This window comes from Anaerosolibacter carboniphilus (genome assembly GCF_014205875.1).
In the GTDB taxonomy this organism is placed as follows: Bacteria; Bacillota; Clostridia; order Peptostreptococcales; family Thermotaleaceae; genus Anaerosolibacter; species Anaerosolibacter carboniphilus.
This window is the reverse complement of record NZ_JACHEN010000024.1, coordinates 1-13,679: the sequence shown is the minus strand read 5'-3', so window position 1 is coordinate 13,679 and position 13,679 is coordinate 1. Positions and strand designations below refer to the sequence as shown.

At 39.7% G+C, this 13,679-nt stretch carries 11 protein-coding genes and 1 tRNA gene; 6 read left to right on the top strand and 6 right to left on the bottom strand.

Going from position 1 to position 13,679, the window contains the following annotated elements:
- Positions 1–5: 5 nt before the first annotated feature.
- The 5 genes from HNQ80_RS17415 to HNQ80_RS17395 form a co-directional block, all read right to left on the bottom strand.
- Positions 6–1,169 carry a DUF3798 domain-containing protein gene (locus HNQ80_RS17415; protein WP_184311952.1) on the bottom strand — a complete coding sequence of 388 codons (1,164 nt, stop codon included), beginning with the start codon at positions 1,167–1,169 and terminating at the stop codon, positions 6–8.
- 521 nt (positions 1,170–1,690) lie between these two features.
- Positions 1,691–1,767, bottom strand: a tRNA-Arg gene (locus HNQ80_RS17410).
- A 146-nt stretch (positions 1,768–1,913) separates the two neighbouring features.
- Positions 1,914–2,198 (bottom strand): CC/Se motif family (seleno)protein, encoded by a 285-nt coding sequence (locus HNQ80_RS17405; protein ID WP_184311951.1) that lies wholly within the window; start codon positions 2,196–2,198, stop codon positions 1,914–1,916.
- A 72-nt stretch (positions 2,199–2,270) separates the two neighbouring features.
- Entirely contained in the window at positions 2,271–3,476 is a 1,206-nt protein-coding gene (locus tag HNQ80_RS17400; RefSeq protein WP_184311950.1) for a D-alanyl-D-alanine carboxypeptidase family protein, read from the bottom strand.
- A gap of 420 nt (positions 3,477–3,896) precedes the next feature.
- A complete protein-coding gene (locus tag HNQ80_RS17395) occupies positions 3,897–4,724 on the bottom strand; it encodes an AraC family transcriptional regulator (RefSeq protein WP_184311949.1) in 828 nt (275 codons plus the stop codon).
- Between the two features lie 146 nt (positions 4,725–4,870).
- On the opposite strand from HNQ80_RS17395, the gene HNQ80_RS17390 reads away from it, so the two are divergent.
- The 6 genes from HNQ80_RS17390 (at position 4,871) to HNQ80_RS17365 (ending at position 11,920) form a co-directional block, all read left to right on the top strand.
- On the top strand, positions 4,871–6,232 hold the full coding sequence (locus tag HNQ80_RS17390; RefSeq protein WP_184311948.1) for an oxidoreductase: 1,362 nt from the start codon (positions 4,871–4,873) through the stop codon (positions 6,230–6,232).
- On the top strand, positions 6,233–6,988 hold the full coding sequence (locus HNQ80_RS17385) for a 3-ketoacyl-ACP reductase (RefSeq protein WP_184311947.1): 756 nt from the start codon (positions 6,233–6,235) through the stop codon (positions 6,986–6,988).
- Positions 6,988–8,997: an FAD-binding protein gene (locus HNQ80_RS17380; protein ID WP_330602930.1), complete on the top strand. Its 2,010-nt coding sequence runs from the start codon at positions 6,988–6,990 to the stop codon at positions 8,995–8,997. Before HNQ80_RS17385 ends, HNQ80_RS17380 begins: the two co-directional genes overlap by 1 nt.
- A gap of 26 nt (positions 8,998–9,023) precedes the next feature.
- Positions 9,024–10,058: a TRAP transporter substrate-binding protein gene (locus HNQ80_RS17375; RefSeq protein ID WP_184311946.1), complete on the top strand. Its 1,035-nt coding sequence runs from the start codon at positions 9,024–9,026 to the stop codon at positions 10,056–10,058.
- A 102-nt stretch (positions 10,059–10,160) separates the two neighbouring features.
- Positions 10,161–10,661 carry a TRAP transporter small permease gene (locus tag HNQ80_RS17370; protein ID WP_184311945.1) on the top strand — a complete coding sequence of 167 codons (501 nt, stop codon included), beginning with the start codon at positions 10,161–10,163 and terminating at the stop codon, positions 10,659–10,661.
- A gap of 2 nt (positions 10,662–10,663) precedes the next feature.
- Positions 10,664–11,920: a TRAP transporter large permease gene (locus HNQ80_RS17365; protein ID WP_184311944.1), complete on the top strand. Its 1,257-nt coding sequence runs from the start codon at positions 10,664–10,666 to the stop codon at positions 11,918–11,920.
- A gap of 75 nt (positions 11,921–11,995) precedes the next feature.
- On the opposite strand, the gene HNQ80_RS17360 is transcribed toward HNQ80_RS17365, so the two are convergent.
- Complete coding sequence (locus tag HNQ80_RS17360) at positions 11,996–13,513, bottom strand: M1 family metallopeptidase (RefSeq protein WP_184311943.1); 1,518 nt, start codon at positions 13,511–13,513, stop codon at positions 11,996–11,998.
- Positions 13,514–13,679 lie beyond the last annotated feature (166 nt).

Here is a 13,679-nt window from a genome sequence, read left to right as displayed (position 1 = left end):
TGGGATTAGAATGTAATATAGTCCGATAGGATCATAAAGAAATTTTCATGGGTATTGCCAGTATTCTCATCGGTATAGGTAGACATGGTCATCTCTGCCCCTGCAATCTTCGAAAAGATTTCTTTTAACTGTTCTGGATCTACCTTATTTGTAAAGGCTCCTTCCACATATCCTTTGGCATATTCAACGCCGCCTTCAACAAACATCATGTTGATAGGTACCGGCCAAGTGGAAAATCTTCCTGAAGCATTTTTCTCAGCAACTTTCATCTTGATCTGTTCAATGATGTAGGCCACGTCTCCGGCCTTATTTTCTGGTATCTCAATACCTAGGGCTCCGGGATAACCATGATAGGGACTTGGACAGCATTGCTGAGGGAAGATGGCTCCCTGCTCTAAGGTCGCCTTGATCAAGGGTTCTTGCATGGAGCAATTGGTATTGAAGAAGGCTGTATCCTTTCCAAGCTCCGCCACTTTTCTTGGCACATCTTCAAGAATGAACTGCTGTGCCCCTGGAACTCCGGCATCTCCTGTGGGGTCTGGTGCCGTAGCATCTACAAAGGCCATCCCCCTCTTTTCACATTCTTCCTTAAAGATATCCCTTCTCATGGCAAGCAACTGATAGGACATATGTCTTGGGAATGAGTAATGAACAAAGGTCTTTGCACCCATCTTTTCCGCCTGATCGATGATAAAAGTTCCCATCCCCAATTCATCAGACTGAAGAACTACATCCGCTTTTGAAGCAATCATATCTGGGTCTTCGCCAGGAACACCCACAACAAATAGAATATCTGGCCGAATTTCCCTTGTTTTATCAATGGCCGCAGATGTGCCTGGGATGGCAGGACAAATAATAATCGCCTTACATTCTGGATCCGAAGCCATGGACAGGACATTGGCAATGGTTGTTTCCTGCTCTTTCATAAAATTATCAGGATAGGTCTGCTGTATGATCATGTCCCCGTATTTTTTCTTCATCTTCTCGGCAGCTCTGAATTCTTCTTCATTTTGAGATACGGTTCCTGTCATGATACCAATCTTGAACTTTCCTGCTGCATCCCCCGCTGGATTTTCCGCTTCTGAACTCGATGGCTGATTTTGCTGGCACGCCATCAGCCCCAAAAGCATCAACAAAGATAAAAGAATCGCTAAACTTCTTTTCAGCACGTAGATTTCCCCCTCAAAATTTATTTTGTTTAAATATTTATAATTTTCAAAATAAATTTAGCAAGTTTTATGCCAGTCTCAAATTTATTTTAAAGCTTTCCCATGACTTGGTCACCTTCTCTCCAATTAAAAATGTCCTAATTTAGAGACAAAAATTTGCTCATTATTAGGACATTGTATTGATATTTATACATTTTTTCTAGCCTCTTAGGCTCCTTGTATCCTAAAGATTCCATTTTTTAGCTGCACCCATCAGCACTTCCTAAAACATTGCATAGGGAAATAACTCCATCGCCAGCTCGCCCGTCCCCTGTCGCATGTATTTCTTCATGGGTCACATTATTTTACACCTTTCAACTGTTTAATCTAATAGCAAAAGTACATTTCTCTCCCCCGAACAATACTGTTTCAACAGGCTCTATAATAACATTCTCCCTAAATAATAGCGCAAATAGAGGACGAAAAAACTCAACAGTAAAAATCCCAACACCGTCAAAGTATTGGGATTTCTCATTTCTATATGGTGCACCTGAGAGGAGTCGAACCTCCGACACACGGTTTAGGAAACCGCCGCTCTATCCTACTGAGCTACAGATGCAAGAAAACATGTGCAGTAAATATATTACCACAGTCTGCACAATCTCGCAAATCTGAAAAACCTCAATATACAGCAGTATTATTGAATTATATGGCGCTATTTATACATAGAAGCTCTATATTTATATTTTCAGCGTCTTTCTTTTCCTATATAATCTGTATGCCACTTACCTCAATCTCTTTAAACAATAAATAATTAGCCAGGGTAAGCTTTAGGGCATGCTTGACCACAGCTCCTTTGTATACGAAAACTTCCAATCCATCCACTTCAAAGCGGTCAAACCGATAGGTCTCCTGGGGAACTCCTATCAATACATGGGGTATAGAGGCATGGACACAGCAGGATTGGCTGGCCTCAAGTTCCACAGTCAAAACCTTTTCTCCTTTTTTCTCCAAGTGCTGCTTTACTTTTTGATCCAATTTTATTTCCATCTGCGCTGCCTCCTTTTCCTATGCGTATTTCTTTATATCTATTGTACCAACAAAAAGAAATCTGTCAATTATCTATCCTTCCGACACACCCCAGCCAAAAAACTGAGAAATATAGGTAATCATGTTATGCCATCCTTTTCCGATAATCATTCCAATAGGCAGGGTGATCATGTCTTCCTCCGCAACCAAGTCTACCGCAACTATGCGATCATCATACAGGGTAATGTGTAATTCCCCTAGCTTTTTCCCATCTCGAATGAAGAAGGAATAGTTGGGCATCATACGAACTTCCGTATTTTTTATCAAGCCTTCTCCAGGGCCAAAAACCACCATATTTTCCTTGGCCAAAAGCTGAATGGGCAGCTCTTTCATCCCCCATTGGTAGGCCTCTGCAATTCGTTCTCCTGCTTTTATAACTCTTTGTTTTCCATAGTTTTCATGACCATAAGTCAATAACTTCTGCACATCTGTATTTCTTTCAGCTTCTGTTGCAGCACCAAAGGTTACTACGATCAAACGGAAATCCTCCTCATCTTCCCCTTTAGCCTTTGATACCATGGTGGAAGAAAGGCAATATCCCGCCTCTTGGGTATAACCTGTTTTGAGGCCATCGATCTCTGGGATCTGCTTTAGGAGCTTGTTGGTATTTTCCTTGAAGAACTTTCTTTCTTGATTTTCATAGAAGCCTTTATCCGTCACCAGTAGTATCCTATCTCCGTAGTCTTCTATTAGATGGCGAGATAAAATCATAATATCTTGGGCAGAAGATACATTGGTACCTTCGGCCATGGGCATCCCGTTGGGATTTAGAAAATGGGTAGCTGTCATCCCCAGCTCCATAGCCCTCTCATTCATCTTCGCTACAAAGTCTTCTGCTGTACCGCCCACATGCTCTGCAATGGCAAAGGCAGCATCGTTGGCAGATATGATCAACATCACTTCTATCAATTCTCTCAGAGGGATTTCTTCTCCCGCCTTGAGGGAATAGCTGCTGCCTCTTTCATTAGCTGCCCTTGGACTAATTTTCACTTTATCTTCCAAGGAAACCTGCCCGCTGTCTACAGCCTCCATAGCCAATAAATAGGTCATCAGCTTCGTAATACTAGCCAATGGCAGTTGATCATCACTATTTTTACTATATAAAACCTGACCCGTTTCCACCTCTATCAAAATGGCAGCCTTTGATTGAATTTCCCCTGGCTCCACGCCATATCCCACCGATGCGCTGAGGATCGAGAAGATCAATGTCAGGCATCCTATTCTTTTCAATCCCTTCATATACATCTCTCCTCCCATATAATATCAATCATACCCTTATCCACAAATTTGTGAACAGGCTTATCGACTCATTTTTTATCTATAGAGCAGGCAGACATACAGATCTGCATCTACCCTACTTGATTCAAAGGTTTAAAAGGTCTATTTGACTTAAGGGCGATTCGTGAATCGCCGCTACAGGGAATATTTTTCTATATGCGCCTTTAACGATGTTTCCTAGGGATCAGATACTCATGTTTTTAAGAACATTTCTCTATTTCTATGGATATGTTTTAAGCTTTTTGATTAGACTATCTCTTTTTAGCTTACAATGATTTGATGCATAAAAGCCACAAGCATATTTTTCCTGTCCTCTTTATCAAGACAAAAAGAAATGATCCCGAAATTCATCGGAATCATCTTGTTATTATCTTACAGCACTTATTCATTTTTACGATAATGCATTCTAAACTGCAAAGGGGTGATTCCTTCTTTTTTTTGAAAAATTCGTATGAAATTACTCTGGCTATTAAATCCTGAATCCAGAGCAATTTCTGTAATGCTTTTATCTGTAAAGTAAAGTTCATTCTTGGCAAAAGCAATTTTTTTCAGCAAGATATACTGCTTAATTGTAAAGCCAGTTACTTCTTTGAACAGATGTGCCAGATAATATCTATTTAGATAAAATTGAGCAGACAAAGATTCAAGGGAGAGTTCTTTCTTAAAGTTCTCATCGATAAAACTCTGGATATCGAGAATTCTTTTTTCTGCTTTATCGATATTTTGAATTGGAAAATGCTCTTTATAATTGCGATAGATCAGCACGATAAGTTTAGATAGAAGGGCATTAAACTCTATTTGCCAAAATTCCTGTTTCTTGCTGTGGATAAGACTTAGCTGATAGAAGATTTCCTCTATACTATCCACATGTTCTTTTTTTAGTTTAAAACCATTTTTAAAGCCCTTTGGCCTTATTTTAAAGATGGATAAAAGTACGGGATCTTTAATGATGTTATCAAAAAAATCTGCATCGATGATAGCCATATACCTAGAATAAGGAAGTTTAAGGGTCTGCATTTCGTGTTTCTCTAGATTATTGATAAAAACAATACTGTACTTTTCAAAATGGCATAACTCATCATTTATTTTAAAAACCGACTCACCCTGCGTAACAAGAATGATTTCATAGCCTATATGAAAATGTTCTTTTAACTTTTCACTTTGAAAAGTCATGGTCTTATAATTCATATCAATATTTTTATAATTCATAACGCCCCTTTTCTACAATCGCAACTTTTATCAATTTTTTGGCAACTTGTCAATATCGGTATTTATTTAACTATATTATACTTATTATGTCATAAAATTTCAAAAATAGATAGTGCACTATCAAAACCAAACAAGGAGGCTGCGTGTTGTCAAATTCCATACATTCAAATGACAGAAAATTCAATTATAAAAACTTGATAGAACTGGAAAAAGATATCCAAGAGATGCAGTTTGATATTAAACTCTCTGAAGATCTATCTCTTTATAGACAAGAAGTTAAAATAGGCACTCATGTGATACCAAATGCCATTGCCACCCATCCCATGGAAGGCGGAGACGCCGACGAAAAAGGCAGCCCTACAGACATGACGTTTAGAAAGTACAAGAAAATAGCAAAGGGCGGAGCTGGACTCATTTGGGTGGAAGCAGTCAGCATATGTAAGGATGGTCGATCCAATGATAAACAGCTTTGGATTACCGAGGATAATTGGAGAGATTTCAAAGCATTAAATGATATCATCAAAAAATCTGCAAAGGAAGAATTCGGACAAGACTATCATCCGATGACAATTATCCAGATCAATCATGCAGGACGTTACTGTAAAGTAAAAGGCAAACCAAGTCCCATTATTGCTACCCATAAGAAAAACTTAGATGAAAGATTGGGGATTGACGAAAGTTATCCAGTCGTAACAGACGAATATCTGGATAGTCTGAAAGAAAAGTATGTACAAGCCGCAAGACTCAGCAAAAAAGCTGGATTTGATGGCGTAGACATTAAAGCATGTCACGGTTACCTGCTGTCAGAACTGCTTTCTGCCTATGAAAGAGAAGGAAAATATGGGGGCAGTTTTGAAAATCGTACACGTCTCATGATGAGTATTGTTGAAGCGATCAAAGAAGATGCAGCATGTGAAGGTTTGGTGATCTCATCCAGACTCAACATTTATGATGGACTTCCATATCCCCAGGGCTGGGGTGTGTCAGAAGGAAAAGGCTTTGAAGTAGATTTAACCGAACCAAAGAAACTCATTAAGAGTTTAACAGACAAAGGTGTTCAATTAATCAGCCTTACCATGGGTAATCCCTATGCTTTCCCCCATATCAACAAGCCTTTTGATTTAGGAAATTATATTCCACCGGAAAACGCTCTCCACAGTTGTAATAGACTGATCAGCGAGGTTGGAAATATGCAAAAAAGCTTTCCTGAAATCACCTTTGTAGGCCTGGGGTACAGCTGGTTTAGACATCTAGCTCCTTATGTGGGGGCAGGCAGCCTAAAACATGGCCTCTGCAAGGTGGTAGGATTCGGTAGGGAATCTATTGCCTATCCAGATTTCGCCAGAGATATCCTAGAAAATCAGGAAATGAAGCGCACAGGTGTCTGTATCTCCTGCAGCAAATGCAGTGAAATGAAATCAAAAATTGGAACCTGCGGCTGTGTCATACGGGATGCGGAGGTTTATCTGCCGATCTATAAAGAAATGAAAGCTTCGGAGGTGAAATAAATGGGCAAAGTAGCAGTTGTAACGGGCGGAACCAGAGGGATTGGATTTGGTATCGTAAAAGAGCTTTTTGAGCAAGGTTTTTTAGTCGCGTGTCTTGGCAGAAGCTTAAATGAAAATGTAGAAAAGTTGATCGAAAACTCCGATGGAAGAATAAAATTCATTCCTTCAGACATCAGTTCGATAGACCAGATTGAGCAATCTGTAGATGCAGTGATCGCTACCTTTGGACGTATTGATATTTTAGTAAACAATGCAGGGGTTGCACCTAAGGAGCGTAAGGATCTTTTGGAAACAACTTCTGAAAGCTTTGATTTTTTAATAGATACAAATCTAAAAGGCACCTTTTTTATGACTCAAAAAGTTGCAAATGTAATGATTCAGCAAGATAATCAGTATTTTCCGCCTAAAATCATCAACATATCCTCAATGTCTGCCTATACGTCTTCTGTAAACAGAGGAGAATATTGTATTTCAAAGGCTGGTATCAGTATGATAACCACCCTTTTTGCAGACAAGCTGTCTGGCTACGGTATTTTCGTTTATGAAATCAGACCAGGCATCATTAAAACGGATATGACAGCAAAAGTAAGCGAAAAGTATGACCAAGCAATTGAAGGCGGGCTGCTTCCTATCAAGAGATGGGGAACACCGGAAGATATAGCCGGCGTAGTGAGCCTTCTGTGCTCTCCTAAGATGACTTATTCAACTGGAGATGTGATTAATGTCGATGGCGGCTATCATTTAAGGAGGTTATAGTGAAACCATATAAAGAACAATTTATGATCCATGATATTCCGATAAATATCTATGCGTACAATACCATTATCGTAGGCTCAGGGGCAGCGAGCTTAAATGCAGCAGATTCTTTATATAAGCTGGGGCAAAAGGATATCGCATTGATTACAGACGGCATGAATCGAGGTACATCCAGAAATACGGGCTCTGATAAGCAGACTTATTACAAACAGTCTACATCCATCAAAGATGCTGACAGTCCGTTGAAGATGGCTCAGACCCTCTTTCACGGGGGAGCCATGCATGGGGATATTGCCCTGGTGGAAGCAGCCCTTTCCCTCAAGAGCTTTTACAATCTTGTAGAAATTGGTGTCCCTTTTCCCCACGATACCTTTGGCCAGTATGTTGGATACAAGACAGACCATGATGAAAACAGCAGAGCAAGCTCTGTTGGCCCATTGACATCCAAGCTAATGACAGAAAAATTAGAAGCGCAGGTCAAAAACAATGGGACAGATATCTTTGACTCCTTCATGGTAATTGGAATTCTAAAAGAAAAAAACAAGGATGAAGCCATAGGTATTTTAGCTTTAGATACAAAGCAGATCAATGAGCAGAATTACGGTCTCACCTTGTTTAACTGCCGAAACATTATTTACGGCACTGGGGGTCCGGCAAGCATCTATTACCGCTCTGTCTACCCCAAGAGCCAGTCTGGTGCCACAGGAATTGCCCTTGAAGCAGGGGCTAGAGCGAATAACCTGACCGAATGGCAGTATGGCATTGCCTCCACCAAATTCAGATGGAATCTATCGGGAACATACCAGCAGGTCATCCCGAGATATATTTCCACCGATGAGGATATGGGTGATGAAAGAGAGTTTTTAGAAGATTATTTTGAAAATCCTACGGAACTGCTCAATGCAGTTTTCCTAAAAGGATATCAATGGCCCTTCGACGCCAAGAAACTGAGAAACAATGGATCTTCCATCGTAGATCTCCTGATCTATATCGAAACCCAAATCAAAGGAAGACGGGTATTCATGGATTTTCTGAGAAATCCAAGCTGTGCTGATGTTGATGGCAATCTAGACTTTCAGCAATTAGGTGAAGAAGCTTATGGATATCTGAAAAATTCAAATGCCCTTTTGGCTAGCCCTATTGCGCGTTTGAAAAAAATGAATCCTTTAGCTATTGATCTTTATAGAGATAACAATATTGATTTAGAAAAGGAATGGTTGGAAATTGATGTCTGTGCCCAACATCAAAACGGCGGATTAGCAGGCAATATATGGTGGGAGAGCAATATCAAGCATTTCTTCCCTGTAGGAGAGGTAAACGGTACCCTTGGCATTTACCGCCCAGGTGGTACAGCCCTCAATTCTACGCAAGTTGGAAGCTATCGGGCAGCAGAGTATATTAAAAGTCAGTATGCAGATCCACCGATACCAATGTCTACATTTAAAGAAAACGTTATACTCGATGTTGAAAAGCGTATCGCATTTATAAAAGATATCAAAATAGACAGGGAAAAACCTTCTAACGTCTTGTCATTCCAGCAAGAGCTGCAAAAGAAGATGTCCAAAGCAGGGGCTTTTATAAGAAACAAAAATAGTATACTGGAGACGATGAAGAAGTTCAAGAAGACCTACAACAATCTCCATGAACGCATTCATATCAGAGATATAAAAGAATTGCCAGCTGTTTTTCGGGTATATGACATGCTTATTACCCAAATTGCATGCCTCAGCGCCATGCTTGAATATATAGAGCAGAACGGTGACAGCAGGGGCTCCTATCTGATTGCAGATGATCATGGAAGCCATGAAATCAAAGGGCCAGATATGACATTTAAGTTTTCCATCGAACAGGACTATAAAGATAGAGTCTGTGAGACCTATATGGAAAAACAGCAAGAAAGAATCGAATTTAGCAATACCTGGGTGGATGTCCGACCCATTCCAGAATATGATTCATGGTTTGAAAATGTATGGTCTGATTTTAGAGAGAATAAAATCTTTAAAAAATAAACTTAAAAAATGGAGGCGAATTTATAATGAAAAGAATAGGTTTACGAAAAATATTAACGGTTCTTTTAACACTTTCCATGGTTTTATCTCTTGCAGCATGTTCAGGATCAAATAAAAGCGCAGATACAGCAGCAGATGATACAGTATATGAATTAAAGTTAGCTCATGTAGTAAGACCTACAACACCAAAAGGAGCTGCAGCAGAAGAATTCAAAAGAATTATTGAGGAAAAGAGCAATGGAAGAATTAAGGTATCCATTTATCCAGACTCACAAATGGGAACAGATCAGGAGATCAATGAACAAATCTTATCTGGCGCCCTGGATATGAATACACCGCTATTGGCCACTTTGACGTCTTTTGTAAGCGAGTTTGAGCTTTTCGATTTGCCATACTTATTTACTAGTAGCGAAGAAGCATTCAATGCATTGAATGGAGAAGTTGGAGAAAAGTTTAATGCAGCTTTAGAAGAAAAAGGTCTTATCGGTTTAGGGTACTGGACTGGTGGTTTTAAACAAATTACGAACTCTGTTCGACCAGTGAAGAACGTAGCAGATTTAAGCGGGCTAAAAATCAGAGTAAGCCAAAGTCCTATCCTTGTATCCCAGTTTAGAGCCATCAATGCAGGTGGAATTTCAGTTCCGTTCAGTGAGCTTTATTCAGCCCTTCAGACCAAAGCAGTAGATGGACAAGAAAATCCATATGCCAATATTGCGAGCAAAAAGTTTTACGAAGTACAAAAATATATGACAATCAGTGATCATGGTTTTATGGGTTATGCCTTTATCATGAACAAGAACAAATTCGATTCTATGCCAGAAGATCTTCAAGCGATGGTAAAAGAAGCTGCGAAAGAAGCAACAGAATGGGAATGGGAAAAAACAGCTGAAAAAGATGTAGAGTATCTGCAAGAAATTAAAGATGCAGGTATGGTCATCGATGAATTTACAGACAAAGAAAAAGCAGAATTCAAAGAAGCAACAAAATCTGCTTATGATGAATTCAGCAAGATGGAAAAGGGTCCAGAGCTATTAGAAGCTGTTAAGAAGTATGTAAAATAATTAAAATAGTGAAGGTTTACCAATGTATTAGGAATAGAGCTTAAGCTCTATTCCTAATACATAAAACAACTATTGGAACTCTAAAACGATAGGATGTGTTTTATGAAAGCTGTCATGAGATTTATAGACAATATAGAAGAACATATCGCTTCTATATTATTGATATTAACCTCTATCCTTGTATTTGCTCAGCTCGTATTAAGATACCAGTTTAACTATTCCCTATCCTGGGCAGAAGAATTGGCTAGGATGATGATCGCATGGTTCATCTTTTTGGGAAGCAGTATGGCAGTCAAGGAAAATGCCCATGTAAGTATGGATGCTTTACTCATTGTTCTACCAGAGAAGATCAAGGCGGTGGCAGGAATTCTCATTGATATCGTAAATATTGTTTTTTGTATCATTATCGTATATGCAGGTATAGGAATGCTAAAAGATGCAGTTGCTTTAGGGTCTACGGCAACAGCCATAAACGTTCCTCTTTATATACCTTATGCATCAGTTCCTGTAGGTGTATTTCTGATGCTTCTGCATTATATCGTAAAGCTTAAAGAAAAGATGGCTTCTTTAGTCAATGAAAGAAAGAAAGAGAAAGGGGCGTAAGCATGATTTTACTTCTATCTTTTATCGTACTGCTGATCCTAGGCGTGCCGATCGCCATCACCACTGGACTTTCAACGATCATCGCCATGTCCACTGATAACCTCGGGTTGACAACTGCAGTACAGAGAATGTTTTCAGGTGTAGATTCCTTTAGTCTTATGGCCATTCCTTTTTTTGTTTTTTCAGGAGATATCATGCTAAAGGGCGGAGCTTCCAAACGTCTGATTGATTTTGCCAATAAATTATTCGGCTGGATCACAGGCGGTCTTCCGATTACGGCAATTATTTCTTCCATGTTTTTTGCGGCATTATCGGGTTCCAGTCCAGCGACGGTGGCTGGTGTGGGCGGTGTTATGATTCCCAATCTTATAGAGAAGAGCTATCCTAAAAAGTTCACAGTGGGACTACTGTGTGCTGCAGGCTCTCTTGGTATTATTATTCCACCAAGCATTACTATGATGTCTTACGGCGTCGTATCTGAGCAGTCTATCAGCCGTCTTTTTATTGCAGCAGTTATCCCAGGAATATTTATAGGCCTGACACTCATGATTTACAGTTATATTTATGCCCGTGTTTCGAAACATGAAAAAGTACCTTTTCCTACCTTCAGGGAAGTGCTTATATCCTTTAAAGATGCTTTTTTCAGCATTATGATGCCAGTCATCATTCTAGGGGGTATCTATCTCGGTTTTGCAACACCGACAGAAGCAGCAGCGATTGCTATTATTTACAGTCTAGTCATCTCACTGTTTATTTACAAAGAAATTAAACCGGGCGACATCCTAGCTATTGCAAAAAAATCTGTTATTACTTCGGCAATGATCATGTTTGTAATTGCAACTTCAAAGCTATTCAGCTGGTATCTCACTTTCCAGCAGGTACCGATTAAAGTTGCCGATGTGGTTTTATCCCTTGAAAGTTCACCCTTTGTAATTCTACTGGTGATTAATGTAATTCTTCTATTTGTCGGTATGATTATGGACTCAAGTGCTGCGGTACTTATCTTGACACCATTATTCCTACCAATCGTAACAAATGTAGGGGTAAATCCAATTCACTTTGGTGTAATTATGATTGTAAACCTAGCCATTGGCATGCTGACGCCGCCTTTTGGGCTGAATCTGTTTGTTGCTTCAGGCATAAGCAAACTATCCATATCCGATGTGATTAAAGGATCAATTCCATTTATTGCACTGCTTATTTTTGACCTGATGGTCATTACCTTTGTTCCCCAGTTATCTCTGTTGTTAGTGAAATAAAAGCACCCTATAAAGCAGAACTCTTTAACAGTCTACTTTATAGGGTGCTATTTCGTTTATCCTGTCTTCCCTATTCTATTGGGCATGTAGCCATTTCTGGAATAGAGGCTCTACGTCCTCTCCCAGCACCGCTTCACAGACTGCCTTAAAATTCTCTGTGGTAGCATTCTTAAAGCGATATTGGTCATAATACTCGGCAAAAATATTGTAAAGTTTATCCTTTCCATACTTCTCATAAATCTCGTTCATAAACATAGACCCTCGGTTATAGATCAATGGTCCGTAGTCATCCCATCCCTCGAACTGATCCAAGGATTTTAGCATTTTCTTGTCTTGAATTGTGGCTTCAACATCATTGTATTCGGCCTCGTTATAGACCTTTTCATATTCCTGACCTTCTTTTTCTCCGAAGATCTCCATGGCATAGATCACTTCACCATAGGCCGTCAAACTTTCATCTAGCCATGCTTCGTCGATCTCATCATTCCCCACGACGCCATACCACCATTGATGAGCTGTTTCATGGACAATGACAATCTCTAGGTATTCTCTGGCGTTGTCATTGTAATAATCCTTGCCGATGAACACAATCCCTGGATACTCCATACCGCTGGGGAAATTGGTCTGGACGATGGAATACTGTCCATAGGGATATTTTCCGTAAGTTTTGTTGAATACCTTGAGGGCATCTTCCCCTACCACAGTGGTAAATTCCTTGATCTCATCTGTCAATTCTTTGTTCTTAATATAGTACATTTTCAAAGTAGTTCCTTCTACGTCCTTCTCCACCACTTCAAAGTTCTTGCTGGCAACCCATGCAAAGTCTCTCATAAGTTTGGCCTCAATCTTCCAAAGTCTATCCTTATCCTGGATTTCATCCTTTCGTATATTTCCTGATGCTGCCACGATCATATCCTTGGGTGTACGAATGGTCACATCATAGTTACTTACATCACTATAAAAGGGATCTCCGATGGGATAATAGGGATCAAGGTTCCAACCTGACGCATCATATACAGCTGCCACGGGATACCAGTTTCCGAAGTTAAAGGTTTCCTCTCCATATCCAAAGCGTTCTTGAGCTGGTGGCAGCTTAATCGTATAGGACATCTCGATCTTTGTTCTTGCACCTACAGCAAGAGGGTCGGTCAACTTTATCTTCATGATGGTTTTCTGGTCACCCAAGATCTCATATTGAGCAGACTGACCATTTACAACTACGTTTTCCAACTCTATGTACCCTGGCTCGAAACCATTGGGATATGCCCGCTGAAAATCATCGAAAAGAAATGGTGCTGTTTCCTCAGTTCTAAAGGCATTTGGGTATAGATGAAAATAAATTTCCTCCAACGAAGCATCTTCTTGATTGATATAATTTACCTGCTGTTTTGCCTGAAGCGTTGCCTCCTCCGGTGAAAAAACAGCATCTATATTGTATAGATTGACCTTTTCTATGTTGATTCCATTAAGGTCCTCTACAATCAATGTGGGTTTCGTTCCTTGATCTTTGGGAACCTCTTCCCCCTTACACCCTGTCAAAATCACCAATAATAAAGATATGGAGATGATAAAATACCTCGTTCTTTTATTCATGCTGTTCCTCCTGGATTATCATGTGATAATCCTATTATACTGAACTTACAAAAAAGAAGCTAGGACTCTAGCTTCTTGAGACTGTTGACAAAGTCCACCCGAAAGGGTGGATATTTTTTATGTGTCAAAAAGGGATTACGAAGTTAATGTAGAATATATAAAGTGA